At 68.8% G+C, this 17,796-nt stretch carries 13 protein-coding genes and 1 pseudogene; 7 read left to right on the forward strand and 7 right to left on the reverse strand.

Annotation, left to right across the window (positions count from 1 at the left end; genetic code table 11):
• The first annotated feature begins 145 nt into the window (after positions 1-145).
• Entirely contained in the window at positions 146-337 is a 192-nt protein-coding gene (locus tag ASD79_RS13940) for a hypothetical protein (RefSeq protein WP_056722650.1), read from the forward strand.
• 3 nt (positions 338-340) lie between these two features.
• On the opposite strand, the gene hutC is transcribed toward ASD79_RS13940, so the two are convergent.
• Positions 341-1,060: a histidine utilization repressor gene (gene hutC, locus ASD79_RS13945; protein WP_056722652.1), complete on the reverse strand. Its 720-nt coding sequence runs from the start codon at positions 1,058-1,060 to the stop codon at positions 341-343.
• Positions 1,057-2,418, reverse strand: a complete 1,362-nt coding sequence (locus tag ASD79_RS13950) for a formimidoylglutamate deiminase (protein ID WP_056723010.1) — start codon at positions 2,416-2,418, stop codon at positions 1,057-1,059. The genes hutC and ASD79_RS13950 overlap by 4 nt, the downstream gene beginning before the upstream one ends.
• A 229-nt stretch (positions 2,419-2,647) precedes the next feature.
• Between ASD79_RS13950 and hutI the strand changes: the two genes are divergently transcribed.
• Positions 2,648-3,856 carry an imidazolonepropionase gene (hutI, locus tag ASD79_RS13955; RefSeq protein WP_056722654.1) on the forward strand — a complete coding sequence of 403 codons (1,209 nt, stop codon included), beginning with the start codon at positions 2,648-2,650 and terminating at the stop codon, positions 3,854-3,856.
• On the forward strand, positions 3,838-5,388 hold the full coding sequence (hutH, locus tag ASD79_RS13960; RefSeq protein WP_156400503.1) for a histidine ammonia-lyase: 1,551 nt from the start codon (positions 3,838-3,840) through the stop codon (positions 5,386-5,388). Before hutI ends, hutH begins: the two co-directional genes overlap by 19 nt.
• Positions 5,389-5,390: 2 nt before the next feature.
• Here hutH and ASD79_RS23920 read toward each other — a convergent pair.
• Positions 5,391-5,510 (reverse strand): annotated as a pseudogene (locus tag ASD79_RS23920) (hypothetical protein); the annotation flags it as partial.
• Positions 5,511-5,542: 32 nt separating this feature from the next.
• On the opposite strand from ASD79_RS23920, the gene hutG reads away from it, so the two are divergent.
• The 4 genes from hutG to ASD79_RS13980 all read left to right on the forward strand — a co-directional run bounded on the left by hutG (position 5,543) and on the right by ASD79_RS13980 (position 9,405).
• Positions 5,543-6,352: an N-formylglutamate deformylase gene (gene hutG, locus ASD79_RS13965; RefSeq protein WP_156400527.1), complete on the forward strand. Its 810-nt coding sequence runs from the start codon at positions 5,543-5,545 to the stop codon at positions 6,350-6,352.
• Between the two features lie 8 nt (positions 6,353-6,360).
• Complete coding sequence (gene hutU, locus ASD79_RS13970; protein WP_056722661.1) at positions 6,361-8,025, forward strand: urocanate hydratase; 1,665 nt, start codon at positions 6,361-6,363, stop codon at positions 8,023-8,025.
• Entirely contained in the window at positions 8,025-8,609 is a 585-nt protein-coding gene (locus tag ASD79_RS13975) for a HutD family protein (protein ID WP_056722663.1), read from the forward strand. The genes hutU and ASD79_RS13975 overlap by 1 nt, the downstream gene beginning before the upstream one ends.
• Positions 8,610-8,742: 133 nt before the next feature.
• Positions 8,743-9,405, forward strand: coding sequence for a M23 family metallopeptidase (locus ASD79_RS13980; protein WP_056722665.1), 663 nt, complete (start codon positions 8,743-8,745; stop codon positions 9,403-9,405).
• 194 nt (positions 9,406-9,599) lie between these two features.
• On the opposite strand, the gene ASD79_RS13985 is transcribed toward ASD79_RS13980, so the two are convergent.
• The 4 genes from ASD79_RS13985 to ASD79_RS14000 form a co-directional block, all read right to left on the reverse strand.
• Positions 9,600-12,443 (reverse strand): TIM-barrel domain-containing protein, encoded by a 2,844-nt coding sequence (locus ASD79_RS13985; protein WP_082584935.1) that lies wholly within the window; start codon positions 12,441-12,443, stop codon positions 9,600-9,602.
• Positions 12,444-12,603: 160 nt separating this feature from the next.
• The gene (locus ASD79_RS13990; RefSeq protein ID WP_056722667.1) at positions 12,604-14,256 is read right to left on the reverse strand and encodes a DUF5597 domain-containing protein; all 1,653 of its coding nucleotides are present in this window, start codon (positions 14,254-14,256) and stop codon (positions 12,604-12,606) included.
• 380 nt (positions 14,257-14,636) lie between these two features.
• Complete coding sequence (locus ASD79_RS13995) at positions 14,637-16,199, reverse strand: tryptophan halogenase family protein (protein ID WP_056722669.1); 1,563 nt, start codon at positions 16,197-16,199, stop codon at positions 14,637-14,639.
• Positions 16,200-16,219: 20 nt separating this feature from the next.
• Complete coding sequence (locus tag ASD79_RS14000; RefSeq protein ID WP_082584936.1) at positions 16,220-17,737, reverse strand: tryptophan halogenase family protein; 1,518 nt, start codon at positions 17,735-17,737, stop codon at positions 16,220-16,222.
• Positions 17,738-17,796 lie beyond the last annotated feature (59 nt).

The following is a 17,796-nucleotide window of genomic DNA, read 5'->3' on the forward strand; positions in this document are numbered from 1 at the left end:
CTATCAGGCGAGAACTGTTACCCATCTATCCGGGCTGGTCTGTCACCTCTCTATCCGGGCTGAACACCCTCCCTCTCCCCTCCGGGAGAGGGTTTCAGGATACCGCTCCAGCCTGTAGACCATCCACCTGTCCAAGGAGCCTCCCATGACCGACACCATCAAGCGCGGCGTCACCGTCGACCAGAAGCTCAAGGCCCATCGCTATCTGGCGACCCTGACCCCCACGCGCGCCGCCGAGGTGGCCAAGGCCGCCAAGAAGCGCCTGGCCAAGCACCCGACCGGTCGCGACGAAGCCATCGATGCCGCCCATGCCGACCTGACCGCCAAGGCGAAGTAGCCTCTACCCCCGAGCGGGGCCGAACCGCGCCACCAGGTCATAGGCCTCGCCGAGAAACAGTTGCCGCACCCAGGTCACCGGCTCGCCGGCCCGCCAGGTGCGGCGCTCGACCGCCAGCAAGGCCGTCCCGACATCCAGCGCCAGCAGCTCGGCCACGCCCGCGTCGGCTCCCACCGCGCTGATGCGGTTCTCGGCCTCGGTCCACGGCACGTGGTGCAGCAGCCAGGCGCCGGGCGGTTCGGCGGCGAAGTCGGTGGACGCCGCCTCGGGCACGGCCGCCAGGCTGATCAGCCGGTCCTCCAAGGCGAACGGCCGCCCGGCCGCCACGTGCAGGCCGCGCAACGCCAGCAGTTCGCCGCCCGCCGCCAAAGCGACCTCCTCGGCGTCGCCGGCCTTGGGCTTGCGACGACGCTGGTCGAGCAGGTCGAAGGCGTAGGTCTCGCCGCGCGCCAGGATCTGGGCCTGGATGTCGGGGATGTCGAGCACGGTGGAATGAACGCGCGGCCGGGCCACGAACGAGCCGGCGCGGCGACGGCGGACGATCAGGCCCGCCTCGGCCAGCACCGACATCGCCTTGTTGACGGTCATCCGCGAACAGCCGAACCGGGTCATCAGCTCGGCCTCGGACGGGACCTTGCGGCCCGGCGCCCAGGCGCCCGAGCGGATCAGGTCCTCGATCTCGCCCCGGATGCGCTGGTGCAGGGTGGCCGATGCGTCGTTCAACCCAGCACGCTCCTCAAGGCGGTTTCGTAGCGGGCGACGATCGCCTCGCGGCCGTGGTGGCGACCGCCGCTGACCACCTGGCGACCGTGACGCCAGACGCCGTCCACGCCTCCGTGTCGCCCGGCGAACACCCAGCTGTCCAGCAGGGCGTCGCCGTCGCGGGCCATCAGGGCCGGGTGCGCCCGGTCCAGGGTCACGAAGTCGGCCGGCCGGCCCCGTTTCAGCCCGCCGGGGGGCGCGCCCAGGGCCTGGGTCCCGCCGGCCAGGGCCGCGCGATAGAGGTCGCCGCCTGTGGAGCGCTCCGGTCCGCCGGCCAGCACGTTGCGGACCCGCCGCGTCAGGCGCTGGGCGTATTCCAGGGTCCGCAGCTCCTCGGCCGCGTCGATCAGCACGTTGGAGTCCGAGCCGATCCCGAACGCCCCGCCGGCCGCCAGGAAGTCGGCGGCGGGAAACACCCCGTCGCCCAGATTGGCCTCGGTGATCGGCGCCAGGCCGGCGACCGCGCCGCTCCTGGCCAGGCGCTCGGTCTCCATGGCGTTGATGTGGGTGGCGTGGACCAGGCACCAGCGCTTGTCGACCTCGGCGTGGTTCATCAGCCAGCGCACCGGGCGCTGGCCGGTGGCGGCCAGGCAGTCGTCGACCTCCTTCGTCTGCTCGGCGATGTGGATGTGGACCGGCCCACCCTGGGCGAACGGCAGGATCGCCGTCAGCTCCTCGCCCGTCACCGCCCGCAGGCTGTGCGGGGCGATGCCGACCACGGCGCCCGGCAGGCCGGCCACCGCGTTCCGGCTGGCCTCGATCAGCCGGCCATAGCCGTCGACGTCGTGGATGAAGCGCCGCTGCCCCGCGCCCGGCGCCGCGCCGCCAAAGCCCGCATGGGCGTAGAACACCGGCAGCAGGGTCAGGCCGATGCCGGTCTCGTCGGCGGCCGCGGCGATCCGCGCCGCCATCTCGGCCGGGTCGGCGTAGGGCGCGCCGTCCTTGTCGTGGTGCAGGTAGTGGAACTCGCCGACCCGCGTGAAGCCGGTCTCCAGCATCTCGGCATAGGCCAGGGCGGCGATGGCCTGCAGAGCCTCGGGGTCCAGCCGGTCGACGAAGCGGTACATCACCTCGCGCCAGGTCCAGAAACTGTCGCTCCCCCCGCTTTGGGCAGGGCCACGCACCTCGGCCAGGCCGGCCATGCCGCGCTGGAAGGCGTGGCTGTGCAGGTTGGGCAGGCCGGGGATGCACGGCCCGTGCGCGGTCTCGCCAGACTGGCGGGCGACATCGGTGTCGATCCGCGAGATCATGCCGTCGTTGAGGGTGAACCGCACGTCCTTGGCCCAGCCGTCGGCCAGCAGGGCCTGTTCGAACCACAGGGTTTGCGGTCCCGCCGGCGACGCGCTTGGTGGCGGCGCGGCTTGTGGCGCGGCTTCCGGCGTCGCCTGACCCTCGCCGGGCGGCGTGTAGATCGCCGGCTCCCCGGCTTGCTCGGGTTCGGACGGAAACTCGGCGTCGGTCACTGGACAATCCTCGTGGCGCGTGAATATGTCTATACATATTGAAGCCGACGGCAAGGGGCCGAACGGCGTCGGGAGATCCCTGGCCATGCGCTGCGATCGGGTGTGGAGCAAGGCCCGCCTGGCGACCCTCGCCGCTGATCTCCCTGGCTTGGGCGTGGTCGAGGACGGCGTGGTCGCCGCCTTGAACGGCCGCATCCTCTATGCCGGCCCCGCCGCCGACGCCCCCGCTTTCGAGGCCGGCGATTCCATCGACTGCGAAGGCCGCTGGATCACGCCGGGCCTGATCGACCCCCACACCCACCTGGTCCATGGCGGCGACCGCGCCCACGAATTCGAGCTGCGGCTGGCCGGCGCTTCGTACGAGGAGATCGCCCGGGCCGGCGGCGGCATCGTCTCGACCATGAAGGCCACCCGCGCCGCGTCGCAGGATGAACTGCTCGCCGGCGCCCTGCCCCGCCTCGACGCCCTGATCGCCGAGGGCCTGACCACCATCGAGGTCAAGTCCGGCTACGGCCTGTCGCTGGACGACGAACTGAAGAGTCTGCGCGCCGCCCGCGCCCTGGGTCAGGCCCGCCGGGTGTCGGTGGCCACCACCTTCCTCGGGGCCCACGCCCTGCCGCCGGAATATGCCGGCGACGCCGACGGCTATATCGACCACGTCTGCTACCAGATGATCCCCGCCGTCGCCGCCGAGGGCCTGGCCGACGCGGTCGACGCCTTCTGCGAGGGCATCGGCTTTTCCCTCGCCCAGACCCGGCGGGTGTTCGAGGCGGCGCGCGAACACGGCCTGCCGGTCAAGCTGCACGCCGAGCAGCTGTCGAATCTGCACGGCGCCGCCCTGGCCGCGGAATTCGGGGCCCTGTCGGCCGACCACCTGGAGCACCTGGACGCCGAAGGGATCGCCGCCATGGCCCAGGCCGGAACCACGGCCGTGCTACTGCCCGGGGCCTTCTACTTCGTGCGCGAGACCAAACTGCCGCCGATCGAGGCCCTGCGCGCCGCCGGCGTGCCACTGGCCCTGGCCACCGACTGCAACCCCGGCACCTCGCCGCTAACCAGCCTGCTGCTGACCCTGAACATGGCCGCCACCCTGTTCCGGATGACCGTCGACGAGTGCCTGGCCGGCGTCACGCGCGAGGCCGCGCGGGCCCTCGGGCGGCTCGACGACGTGGGCACGCTGGAGGCCGGCAAGGCCTGCGATCTCGCCATCTGGGACATCGAGCGTCCCGCGCAACTTGTCTACCGCATGGGCTTCAATCCGCTCCATGCGCGTGTGTGGAAAGGTCTTTCGTGACTGAAGTCGTTCTGAACCCCGGCCAGGTCTCCCTCGCCGAATGGAAGGCCGTCTACCGGGGCGCCGCCGCGCGGCTGCATCCGGGCGCGGCTCCGGTGATCGCCGAGAGCGCGGCGGCCGTCGCGCGCATCCTGGCGCGGGACAAACCGGTCTATGGCGTCAACACCGGCTTCGGGAAACTGGCCAGCGTGCGCATCGGCGACGCCGACCTGGAGACCCTGCAGCGCAACATCGTGCTGTCCCACGCCGCCGGCACGGGGGCGCCGTCGCCGGTTGCGGTGATCCGGCTGATGATGGCCCTGAAGCTGGCCAGCCTGGCCCAGGGCGCCTCGGGCGTGCGGCCGGCGACCACCGACCTGATCGAGGCCATGCTGGTCCACGGCCTGACCCCGGTCGTGCCTTGCCAGGGCTCGGTCGGCGCCTCGGGCGACCTGGCGCCGCTGGCCCACATGGCCGCGACCATGATCGGGGTCGGCGAGATCTTCGTCGAGGGTCGTCGCCTGCCCGCCGCCGAGGCCCTGGCCCAGGCCGGCCTCGCGCCGCTGGTGCTGGGCCCCAAGGAAGGCCTGGCCCTGCTGAACGGCACCCAGTTCTCGACCGCCAACGCCCTGGCCGCCCTGTTCGACGCCGAGCGGTTGTTCCAGTCGGCCCTGGTCACCGGCGCCCTGGCGACCGAGGCGGCCAAGGGTTCGGACACCCCCTTCGACCCGCGTATCCACGTGCTGCGCCGCCAGCCCGGCCAGATCGAGACCGCCGCCGCCCTGCGCGCCCTGATGGCCGGCTCGGCGATCCGCGACTCGCACCGCGAGGGCGACACCCGCGTGCAGGACCCCTACTGCCTGCGCTGCCAGCCGCAGGTGATGGGCGCCGCCCTCGACATCCTGCGCCAGGCCGCCGTCACCCTGGCCACCGAGGCCAATGGCGTGTCGGACAACCCGCTGATCTTCCCCGACACCGACGAGGCCTTGTCCGGCGGCAACTTCCACGCCGAGCCGGTGGCCTTCGCCGCCGACATCATCGCCCTGGCCGTCTGCGAGATCGGCTCGATCGCCGAGCGCCGCATCGCCATGCTGGTCGACCCGGCCTGCTCGGGCCTGCCGGCCTTCCTGACCCCCAAGCCGGGCCTCAACTCCGGCTTCATGATCCCGCAGGTCACGGCCGCGGCCCTGGTCTCGGAGAACAAGCAGAAGGCCTATCCGGCCAGCGTCGACTCCATCCCGACCTCGGCCAACCAGGAGGACCATGTGTCGATGGCCGCCCACGGCGCGCGGCGGCTGCTGGCCATGGTCGAGGCCGCCGAGGCGGTGATCGGCATCGAGCTGCTGGCCGCCGTCCAGGGCTGCGATTTCCACGCGCCCCTGACCTCGAGCCCGGCGCTGGAGGACGTGCGGCGTATCCTGCGGGCCCAGGTGCCGCACCTGTCGGACGACCGGCATTTCCACCCGGACATGGAGGCGGCCAACGTGCTGGTGCGGTCGGGGGCGATCGTGGTGGCGGCGTCGAGCGTCGAGCTGCCGGGGGTGGAGGCGTGAGCGGGCAAGCGCCCTGCGTCCTTCGAGGCCCGCTGCGCGGGCGCCTCAGGATGAGGAGCTTTATTGCTGAATTCCTCTTCCTGAGGTGCGAGGCGAAGCCGAGCCTCGAAGGACGCACGGCGATCGCCGCGCCCGGGATGACAGCATGAGTGAGATGGACTGGCTCCACATCCACCGCGGCGACGCCCCGCTGGTCGTCAGCATCCCGCATGCCGGAACCGAGATTTCGCCCGACCTCGAACCTCGCCTGGTCTCCCCCTGGCTGGCCCGCAAGGACGCCGACTGGTGGATGGAGCGGCTCTACGACTTCGCCGGCGGGCTGGGCGCCACCGTGGTCCACACCGGCGTGTCGCGGACGGTGATCGACGTCAATCGCGACCCGTCGGGCGTCTCGCTCTATCCGGGCCAGGCGACCACCGGCCTGTGTCCGACCGACACCTTCGACGGCGAGCCGCTGTACCTCGACGGCCAGGAACCGACCGAGGCCGAGATCGCGGTCCGGCGCGAGCGGTTCTTCGATCCGTACCACGCGGCGCTGCGCGGCGAACTCGACCGGCTGCGCGGCCTCCACGGCAAGGTGGTGCTGTACGACGCCCATTCGATCCGCTCGCGGGCCCCGCGGCTGTTCGACGGCGAGTTGCCCCAGTTCAATGTCGGCACCAACAGCGGCGCCAGTTGCGCGCCCGCCCTGACCGCCGCCGTCGAGGCCGCCTGCGACGCCACCGGCCTGCCGCGCGTCACCGACGGCCGGTTCAAAGGTGGCTGGATCACCCGCCACTACGGCCGGCCGGACACCGGCGTCCACGCCGTCCAGATGGAGCTGGCCTGCCGCGGCTATATCGACGAGCCGCCGGCTCTCACGCCCGATAGTTGGCCCACGCCCTACCACCCGCCCCGCGCCGCGCCGTTGCGCGAAGCCCTCACCGACGTGCTGAAGGCTTGCCTGGCCTTCGCCCAAGCCTGAGACCTGCCATGACCCGCCTCGACAACACCCGCGTCATCCGCCCCGCCACCGGCACGGAACTCACCGCCAAGAGCTGGCTGACCGAGGCGCCGCTGCGGATGCTGATGAACAACCTGCACCCCGACGTCGCCGAGCGGCCCGAGGAACTGGTGGTCTATGGCGGCATCGGCAGGGCGGCGCGGGACTGGGAAAGCTACGACAAGATCGTCGAGACCCTGCGGCGGCTGGAGGACGACGAGACCCTGCTGGTGCAGTCGGGCAAGCCGGTCGGGGTGTTCAAGACCCATCCCGACGCGCCGCGGGTGCTGATCGCCAACTCCAACCTGGTGCCACGCTGGGCGACCTGGGAGCACTTCAACGAACTGGATCGCAAGGGCCTGGCCATGTACGGCCAGATGACCGCCGGCTCGTGGATCTATATCGGCGCCCAGGGCATCGTGCAGGGCACCTACGAGACCTTCGTCGAGATGGGCCGCCAGCACCATGGCGGCGACCTGTCGGGCAAGTGGCTGCTGACCGCCGGCCTGGGCGGCATGGGCGGGGCCCAGCCGCTGGCGGCGGTGATGGCCGGCGCCTCGTGCTTGGCCATCGAATGCCAGCCATCGCGGATCGAGATGCGGCTGCGCACCGGCTATCTCGACAAGGCCACCGAAAGCCTGGACGAGGCCCTGGCCTGGATCGAAGAGGCCAACGCGGCCAAGACCCCGGTCTCGATCGGTCTGCTGGGCAACGCCGCCGAGCTGCTGCCGGCCATGTTCGCGGCCGGCGTCCGTCCCGACCTGCTGACCGACCAGACCAGCGCCCACGATCCGATCAACGGCTACCTGCCCGCCGGCTGGACCCTGGACCAGTGGGCGCAGGCCAAGGAACGCGAACCGGAAACCGTCAACCGCGCCGCCCGCGCCTCGATGGCCGTCCACGTCCAGGCCATGCTCGACTTCCAGGCCGCCGGCGTGCCCACGGTCGATTACGGCAACAACATCCGCCAGATGGCGCTGGAAGAGGGCGTCAAGAACGCCTTCGACTTCCCCGGCTTCGTGCCGGCCTATATCCGCCCGCTGTTCTGCCGGGGCATCGGGCCGTTCCGCTGGGCGGCGCTGTCGGGCGATCCGGAGGACATCCGCAAGACCGACGCCAAGGTCAAGGAACTGATCCCCGACAATCCGCACCTGCACCACTGGCTCGACATGGCCGCCGAGAAGATCAAGTTCCAGGGTCTTCCGGCGCGCATCTGCTGGGTCGGCCTGGGCGACCGCCACCGCCTCGGCCTGGCCTTCAACGCGATGGTCGCCTCGGGCGAACTGAAGGCCCCCGTCGTCATCGGCCGCGATCACCTGGACTCAGGCTCGGTCGCTTCGCCCAATCGCGAGACCGAGGGGATGGTCGACGGCTCGGACGCGGTGTCGGACTGGCCGCTGCTCAACGCCCTGCTCAACACCGCCTCGGGCGCCACCTGGGTGTCGCTGCACCACGGCGGCGGGGTGGGCATGGGCTTCTCGCAGCACGCCGGCATGGTCATCGTCGCCGACGGCACCGAGGCGGCGGCCAGGCGCCTGGCGCGGGTGCTGTGGAACGACCCGGCCACCGGCGTCATGCGCCACGCCGATGCGGGCTACGACACCGCCAGGGACTGCGCCCGCGAGCATGGGTTGGACCTGCCGGGTATCCTGTAGTGCGCGTCCTGCGCGCCGCCGACCGGATCGCCACGCCGTGGAAGAACGGCGGCGGCGTCACCCGTGAGGTCGCCGCCTTTCCGCCCGGCGCGGGAATGGACGACTTCGAATGGCGGATCAGCCTGGCCGACGTCGCCGCCGACGGGCCGTTCTCGGCCTTCCCGGGCGTCGATCGGGTGCTGACCGTGATCGAGGGCGCGGGCCTGGTGTTGGACGTCGACGGCCTGGCGGTCACGCTCGACGTCGCCGCCCCGCCCCTGGCCTTCGCCGGCGAAGCCAGGGTCGAGGCGCGCCTGACCGGCGGGCCGATCCGCGATCTCAACCTGATGGTCCGGTGCGGCGGCTGGCGGGCCCAGGCGCGACGAATGGCCGTGGCGGACGCGGCGGAGGTGGTGACCCGGGCGAATGTGACCCTGGTGCTGGCGCTCGACGCCCTGCGCGTCGCGGGACCGGACGGCGCCGTCGATCTGGGACCGCTGGACGCCGTCATGTTGGATGGCGAAGGCGCCCGTTTAAGTTTAGAGGGTCACGGCAGAACCTTGATCGCCGAAATAGATATCGACCCGACGCTCTATCCAAAGTAAAGCTCTCCAATCCCCACCAACACAGATCCAACCAAACGCGGCTTACCGCCGCACTGGCTTCGCCACGTCTTCGCCTTATCTGGTCGTTAGTCGGGCAAAGGTTCGACTTCCCGAAACGATCCAGGACGAATTGATGCAAGCATCGGCCGCGAAGAAACTCGCCCCCCTGGCGCGCGGCGCCCTGGGGCTGGCCCTGGTCTTCGCGCCGATGGTCGTGGCCGCGATGGAGAACCCGAACGCCGCGCGCGGCGGCTCGCCCGTGGTGCGGCGCCTGCTGGCCGAGATGGCCGCCAAGCCCCAGCGCCCGGTCCGCAAGGAACTGGTCTGGAGCGGCGCCGACATCGACGGCGACGGCTCGCCCGACTTCGCCAACCCCACCGGCGCGGCCCCGCGCGGCCATGACGACTTCGGCGACGGCGAGTTCGGGGCCCGCCGCGACGGCGGCGCGCGCGAGCATGAGGGCGTCGACTACACGGCGACGGCCGGCCAGAACGTGAAGGCCCCGATCTCCGGCTATGTCACCAAGATCGGCTACGCCTATGCCGGTTCCAGCGACCTGAAGTTCGTCGAGATCACCAACCCGGCCCTCGGCTACGTCGCCCGCGCCTTCTACGTGACGCCGGGCGTCGAGGTCGGCCAGACCGTGCGCCTGGGCCAGAGCATCGGCAGCGTCGAGAGCCTGCAGCGGCACTATCCCGGCATCACCGACCACGTGCACCTGGAGGTGATGGAGCCGGGCGGCGAGCGAGTGAACGCCGCGGCGCTGATCGTCAGGAAGCTGGTGGTTCAGGCCTAGGGCGTCTCTCCGGTCCTCCCCCCTTGGGGGAGGCGATCGCGAAGCGATCGGTGGGGGGAGTTTGCGAGGGTCGGTCCTGCGTGCGGTCGAAGCCGCATCACTCCCCCCTCCATCGGCTTCGCCGACGCCTCCCCCACAGGGGGAGGATCTGAAACGATTGGGGACACACGCATGCGTGTGTCCCCAATCGCCCCCTACTTCCGCGTCACCACCACCGGCTGGCCGCTGTACTCCACCGTCGCGTCCACCGTGTCGAAGTCGACCGGCTTGGCTCCGGCCCCGATGAAGCGGACCTTGATCACCCGCTTGTCGAGCATGCCCTTGAAGCTTCCCGAACGGGCGCCGATCGTCAGGCGGCCGGTGGCGTTGTCGAAGCTCATCGGGATGCGGCTCCAGGCGCCGCGCTGGTAGCCGTTGCTGAGGCCGTCGTCCTCGTAGAGCTCGAACTTGCCATCGGCGCCGGCGTAGACCACCACGGTCAGCGGCGCGTCGGGCTTTTCGCCGACATATTGCTGGACCACGGTGGTCGGCACGATCGAACCGGCCCGCACGAACAGCGGCATGCGGTTCAGCGGCGCGTCGGCCTTGATGGTCTGGCCGCCTTTGAAGGCCTTGCCGGTGTTGAAGTCGTACCAGGTGGTGGCGCCCGGCAGGTAGACGTCGCGCGAGCGGGCCTTGAACTGGGTCACCGGCGCGACCAGGAACGCCTTGCCGAACAGGTACTGGTCGTCGACGTTCTGAGCCTTCCTGTCGTTCGGGAAGTCCATCACCAGGCCGCGCATCATGCTGCCGTCGCGCTGATAGGTATCGGCCGCCAGGGTGTAGACATAGGGCATCAGCCGGTAGCGAAGCTCGTCGTACCAGGCCAGGCTCTTGTAGACGTCGGTCCCCTCGTCGGCGAGGGTGTAGATCTCGCGGAACGGGGCCTCGCCGTGGCTGCGGAACAGCGGGCTGAAGGCGCCGAACTGGAACCAGCGCAGGTTCAGCTCCTGCCACTCGGCCCAGTGGGCCGGCTCCTTGTTCTCGTAGCGCTTCTCGACCGAGAAGCCGCCGATGTCGGTGGTCCAGTTGGGGATGCCGGACATCGACAGGTTCACGCCCGCCGAGATCTGGTCGCGGAAGTCGTCCCAGCGCGCCACGACGTCGCCGCTCCACACCGCTGAGGCGTTGCGCTGCAGGCCGCCGAAGCCCGAGCGGGTGAGGATGAACGGCCGCACGTCCGGGTTCAGGGCCAGCTCGCCCTCATAGACGCCTTGCGTGTGCGGCAGGGCATAGCTGTTGAAATATTCCGCCGCCGGACCGATCGCCGTCGGGCCCATGCGCTTGGTGCGCTCGGGGACGTCGAGGTTGGAGTGCATGTCGGGCTCGGACGCGTCCATCCACCAGGCATCGACGCCCAGGACCTTCAGGTTGTCCTTCACCTGGCGCCAGTAGATGTCGCGGGCTTCCTTGGGATAGGGGTCGTAGAACGAGTTCAGATAGCCCGGACCCACCCAGTCGAGCGCGCCCTGCTCGACGTTGCGGTGATACATGTAGCCCTTGGCGTCGAGCTCCTTGTAATTGTCCGTGGTCGGATAGAACTTCGGCCAGATCGAGATCATGAAGTGCGCGTTCAGCGCATGCACCTCGTCGATCATGCCCTTCGGGTCGGGGAAGCGCGAGGCGTCGAACTTGTGGCTGCCCCAGGTCGGGTCGGTCCAGTAGCGCCAGTCCAGCACGATGTTGTCGAGCGGGAGGTTGCGCTTGCGATATTCCTTGACCGTGCCGACCAGCTGGTCGGCGGTCTCGTAGCGCTGGCGGCTCTGCCAGAAGCCATAGGCCCAGCGCGGCATCATCACGGAGTCACCGGTCAGGTCGCGATAGCCCGCCACCACCTGGTCCAGATCGGCGCCGGCCACGAAGTAGTAGTCGATCGCCTTGCCGACCTCGGAGGTCAGCTGCAACGAGTGGCGGTCCGGCTCGGGCATCGGGTTGTTGTGCAGCAGGCCGATGTAGCCGCCGTCCGGCAGCCACTCGACCTTGACCTTGTGGGCCTTGCCCGGGGTCAGGGCCACGTCGAAGTCGTGGTACCAGGGGTTCCAGTTCTGCCGCCAGCGGTCGATGACCAGCTTGCCGTCGATCCAGACCTTGGCGTAGTCGCTGGAATAGAGCTCGAACTTGTGGACCCCGGCCTTGTCGGTGGTCAGCGTGCCTTCCCAGACCACCTTCTTGTCGGCCAGCGGCTTGCCGTCGGCGCCCAGCAGCTCCTTGGGCATGTTGGGCAGGTCCTTGAGGAACCGGTAGTCGATGTCGGCCTCGGTCCGGGTCAGCTTCAGCTGGCCGCCGACATAGTATTTGGCGGTGAAGCCCGGCTGGCCGTCCAGGCCGGTGACCTTCAGGTCGCGCGAGGCGACACCGTAAGGGATCGGGTCGCCGAACCGGGTGATCGAGCTGTTGTCCCACAGCAGGCCGTAGCCCTTGCTCGACAGCAGCATCGGCACCACGACGGTGCGGTTGTAGTTCAGCAGTTCAACGTCCTGGCCATTGTAGTTCATCTGGCCGTTCTGGTGCTGGCCCAGGCCGTAGAAGGCCTCGTCCGTGCCCGGATTGAACTGCTGGCGAACCTCGTAGAAGTCCTGGCCGTCGACCTTGACCGGGGTAAAGGCGCCGCGGTCGCGTTCGGCCAGCACCACCTTGCCGGCCGCGTCCTTGAAGTCGACCGTGCCGTCGGCCAGCGAGACCTCGGCCGAGGCCTTGGCGGTCTTCAGCACCAGCTTGCCGCCGGCCTCCGTGACCGTGAAGCCGCCGGTCGCCGGCTTGGCGACGACCATCAGGCTCTTGGGGGTGTCGAGGCTGTCGGTCGGGACGGCGGTGACGTGGATGATGCGGTCGTTCATCACCTGCAGCCGGACCTTCTTGGCCGGGCCCGAGGCCGGGGTGACGATCACGCCGTCGGCGGTCTTTTCGAACGCCCCGTCCAGGGCGAAGGCGCTGGTCGAGGCCAGCAGGGCCAGGGCCAGGCCGATCATCAGGCCGGCGGGTTTCACTTGGATGCGCATCGGGTCTACTCCCCCATCAGTGGGTCTTGTTGTGTCGTTTGCCCCTCAGTCCGTTTCCCCGGCGAAGGCCGGGGCCCAGGTGAAGCCCACGAGAGGCTCCGGATGAATCTGGATCCCGGCCTTCGCCGGGAAAACGGAAGTGGGTGGATGAAAGCTCGATCTAGTACGTGGCCAGCTTGACCTTGAGGATCTGCGGCAGGGTCGTCAGGTTCAGGCCGTAGTCGGTCTGGTCGCCATTCCACAGGCGGTCGAAGACCCACTGGCCGTTGTCGAAATGGCCCTCCTCGACCCGCGCCAGGATCATCCGCTCGCCCTTGATCGATCCGAAGGTGACGCGTGCGCGGTAGCCGGTGACCAGGAACTCGTTGGGCGACAGCTGGGCGATCAGGGCGCCGCCATCGGGGATCTCGCGATTGGGCTGCTTTTCGGCCTTGGCCATCCACGGGGCCTCCATCGAGCCGAACTGCCATTCGCCGTAGGTGACGCGGGCGTTCCAGCGGTCGCCCAGCGCCAGGGTCTCGGCCTTGCTGTCGTCGGCCTCGCCCACGCCCCAGACCTTGCCCTCGAACGACAGCCGGGCCCATTCGCGGGCCATCGGGGCCAGCAGGCGGTAGTGGACCGCGAAGTTCTCCAGGGTCTGGGCGTCGACGGTCTTGGCGCCGAGCGGGTAGTTGGAATAGCCGGTCTGATCCAGGCCGAACGGCGAGAAGCCGAGGCCCTGCTGGCCCAGCACGTCGTAGACGTAGCGGGCATAGCCCTTGTCGCTGCCGATCTCGGGCACGAACAGGGCGTTGTCGGGACGGCCGTACTGCTCCAGCGTCTTCCGGACGCTGGCGCTCTCGCGCATGTAGATGTCGGGGGCCAGGGCGTCGATCGACGGCGCCGCCGCCTTCCAGACGTCGAGCACGTTCCAGGTCGGCCCGCCCGACGAATAGGTGAAGGGGTCCTGCCACTTGAAGGGGTCGCGCAGGGCCGCGTTGACGTACATCGGCAGCGGCAGCTCGCGCTTGCCGGCGGCGGCGACCTCGTCGACAAAACGCGCGATGTGCCAGGCGTGGAAGAACTCGTCGGCGTCCTTGCCGAACACCTGGCTCCAGGTCCCCGGCGACTTCTTCATCGCCTTGACCAGTTGCGCCGGAACCGGGCCGTCGAACAGCTTCCGGGCCGTGGGCGAGAAGTCGCGGATGGCGCTGTAGGTGCCGGTCTCGTTCTCGGGCTGGACCATGATCACCGTATGGTCGGGATCGGCCGCCTTCAGGTGGCGCATCAGGGCGACGAAGGCCTTCTTGTCGGCCTCCAGCGTGGCGGGGAAGTGCGGCGACAGCGAGTTCTTGACCTCGCCCTTGGCGTTGATCACCCGCGGGAAGCGCTTGTTGTCCAGCTTGACCCATTCGGGGGCGTAGCTGGGGCCATTGTTCTTCCAGGTCCCGAACCACAGGATCACCAGCTTGACGTCGTTGTCGCGGGCCTGCTTGAGCAGCAGGTCGAGATAGGAGAAGTCGAACTTCCCCTCGACCGGCTCGATCTGCTCCCAGGCGATCGGAACCTCGAGGGTGTTGACGTGCAGGGCCTTGGCGGCGGGCCAGACCTTGGGCATCTGCGAGGGGTAGTTGCTGGAATTGTTGACCTGCATGCCCAGCATCAGGAACGGCGCGCCGTCGACCAGCAGGGCATGGCGACCGTCCTTGGCGACCAGCCTGGGCAGGTCGGCGGCGACGGCCGGGACGCTGATCAGGGCCGTGGCGGCGGCCAAGGCGGCGAGGAAGGCGAGCGGACCCCGGCGTCCGGCCTGGGCTCCATCCTGATTGTGCAACGCCGCCTCCCCGCTCGATCGTCATTCCGGAGGCGCGGGCCTCGTCGCGACGTCTGTGTTACCGTTATCATTAGTATAAGTACGACAATTTCCTGGCAAGACTTCGATTGCAAATCCAGGCCTCGCCGCCGTGACAATCGATCAGCTTTTTAGCTTCGTGACAAAAAAATCCGCGCATCGTCGCAGGGGACGATGCGCGGGAGAATGCCGCACGGTTTCGGGGAGATGATCCCGCACGAAACGTCCGAGATCGACCCACGAAGCGCATCGATCTCGCCATGTAGTTATAATCATACAAATGAAACAGGCAAGTAAAATGATAGCGCTATCATTTTACTTGCCCTCGTTGGCGAAGGCGTCATCGGCAAAGGCGGCGCCGGTTAGGTACGTCGCGTCCATTCCCGCGAAACGGTCAGCTCGCTCGACGGCGCGGCGCAGTGCGCGGCGATGAAGTCGCGATGGGTGGGCATGGCCTCGGCCGCCTGCCTCAGCGTCAGCTTCATGGCGGCCAGGTTCTTCCTGACCCGATCGAGATCCATCAGGTCGACCAGGGGGTCATAGCCGCGCGGCATGACGTTCTGGCCGATCAACACCGCCAGCCAACTCGGCTCCTGGAACAGGTCCAGGCCCATGGACGCCAGGCGCCCCGAGGCCCGGAACAGCTCCATCTTGTGGGCGAGGGTGTCGGGGATCGACATCTCGCGGACATGCTTCCACAGGGGCGAGTCCGCACGCTCGTTGGCGTGGTAGTGCAGCACCAGGAAGTCACGGATCTTCTCGTATTCCTGCTGGGTGAGACGGTTGTATTCGCCGAGCAGGACGGGGTCGAAATTCCGGTCCGGGAACAGCTGGATCAGCCGGGTGACGCCGCTCTGGATCAGGTGGATGCTGGTGGACTCCAGCGGCTCCATGAACCCGCCGGCCAGGCCGATGGCCAGGCAGTTCTTGTTCCAGGCCTTGCGCCGCCGCCCGGCGGTGAACTTCAGGATACGCGGATCGGTGCAGGGCTTGCCGTCGAGCGTGCGCAGCATGGTCGCCGTCGCGTCGTCGTCGCTGATGAACGGGCTGGAATAGACGTAGCCGTTACCGATGCGGTGCTGCAGCGGAATGCGCCATTGCCAGCCAGCGGTCTGGGCGGTGGCCCGGGTGAACGGCGTCAGGTCCTCGACGCTCTCGCTCTGATTGGCCACGGCGCGGTCACAGGGCAGCCAGTGGGACCACTCCTCGTAGCCGGTCTTCAGCGCCCCCTCGGTCAGCACGCCGCGGAAGCCGGAGCAGTCGATGAACAGGTCGCCGTCCACGACGCGCCCGTCGTCCAGGGTGATCGACTCGATGAAGCCGTCCGCGCCGCGCAGGGTGACGTCGACGACCTTGCGCTCGATCCGCTCCACCCCGCGCGCCTCGGCGTAGCCGCGCAAGAAACGCGCATAGAGCGCCGCGTCGAAATGGAACGCATAGGAATAGGTCGACATGACCGAGGCCGAATCCCGCGTCGGTCGGTCAAAGCGGCGCATCCATGAGGCCAGGGTCGGCAGCGAATAGTCGCCGAACTCGGTGGTGTCGCCCAGCGACCGCAGCCTCAGCCAATAGTGGTGGAAGGCGCTGGCCTCCAGGTCGGCGCCGTAACGGCCGAAGGGGTGGACGTAGCGGTGGCCCAGCCGGGTCCAGTCGACGAATTCGATGCCCAGCTTGAAGGTGCCCTGGGTTTCACGGATGAACGTGTCCTCGTCCAGGCCCAGAAGCTGGTTGAACAGCATCAACGGCGGGATGGTCGCCTCACCGACCCCGACCGTGCCGATGTCCGGGGCCTCGATCAGTTGGATCGCCACCTTGCTGGGCTCGGCCCGGAATTCGCGCAGCACGCGCGACAGGGCCGCGGCCGTCATCCAGCCCGCGGTGCCGCCGCCCACGATGACGATCTTGCGGATGCTTGCGTCGGTCATGCGCGATCCTGTCTTTCCGTTCAGGCGGCCGGGAGCTCGGCCCGGCAGAACTTGTCGATGAAGGCCTGTTGGCCAGGCATGGCCTCGGCCGCCCGCAGGATGGCCGCGCGACGGCCGGCCAGGACCTCGCGTATCTGTTCGACGCTCATTCGATCGACCAGCGGATCATAGCGCTCCGGCACGGCCTTCAGGCCCTGGAAGATCGCCAGCCAGCTGGGCACGGCGAAGGCGTCGCCTTCGTGCATCACCACGCGACCCGTGCGCCGGAACACCTCGATCTTGTGGGCCAGGCCGTCGGGGATCGCCATCGCCCGGCAATAGTCCCAAAGGCCGCTGTCGGTGCGGTCGGTCAGTTTGTAGTGCAGGATGATGAAGTCGCGCACCTGCTCCATCTCCTGCCTGGACAGACGGTTGAATTCATCGACCAGGGTCGGATCGAAGTCCTTGTTCGGAAAGAAGTCCAGCAGCCGGCCGATGGCCGTCTGGATGAAGTTGATCGACGTCGATTCCAGAGGCTCGATGAACCCGCTGGCCAGACCCATGGCGACGCAGTTCCTGTTCCAGGCCTTCAGCCGCCGACCGGGGGTGAAATGGATCGTCTGGGGCTGGCCGATCAGCGGGCCGTCGAGATTGGACAGCAGGTCGGAGACCGCCTCGTCCTCGCCGACGAACTGGCTGCAATGGACGTAGCCGTTGCCGGTGCGGTGCTGCAGCGGGATGCGCCAGTGCCAGCCCGCGGCCCTGGCGGTCGCGCGGGTGTAGGGCGTCAGACCGTCGCCGCCGCTGGCGCAGGGCGCGGCGATGGCGCGATCGCAGGGCAGCCAGTGTGACCAGTCCTCGTAGCCGGTCTTCAAGGCCCCTTCGATCAGCAGCCCCCGGAACCCCGAGCAGTCGATGAACAGGTCACCCTCGACCCGATCGCCGCTGTCGAGCGCCACGGCCTCGATGAAGCCGTCGGTTCCACGAAGTTGGACATCGACGATGCGCCCCTCGGTCCGAACGACGCCGCGCGCCTCGGCATAGCCGCGCAGGTAGCGGGCATAGAGCGAGGCGTCGAAATGGAAGGCGTAGGAATAGTCGTGCATCACCGACCGCGGGTCGGGATTGGGCGGAATGAACTTGCCGCGATAGGCCGCCATGGTCGGCATCGACAGGTCCTCGAGCGGGAACACCTCGCCCAGGCCCTGCAACTTTCGCCAGTAATGATGGGCACCGACGGCTTCGATGTCGGCGCCGAAATCGCCGAACGCATGGAAATAGCGGTGGCCGATCGTCCCCCAGTCCTGGAAGTCGACCCCCAGCTTGAAGCTGGCCTGGGTCTGGCGGACGAAGTCGGCCTCGTCCAGGCCCAGCTTGTCGTTGAAGTGGCGGATGGGGGGAATGGTGGCCTCGCCCACCCCCACCGTGGCGATCTGGTCGGACTCGATCAGCACGACCTCGACGAAACTTTCGCCCAGCAGCCGGCTGAACGCCGCCGCCGCCATCCAGCCGGCGGTCCCGCCCCCCACGATGACGATCTTGCGAATCCGGTTGTCCAACCCACCCTCTCCCGCTGCCTAGAGCAAGCCGCGCGATATAGGAATCGCCCGGCTTGCTC

It is taken from the genome of Caulobacter sp. Root655 (genome assembly GCF_001427665.1).
Lineage (GTDB): Bacteria > Pseudomonadota > Alphaproteobacteria > Caulobacterales > Caulobacteraceae > Caulobacter.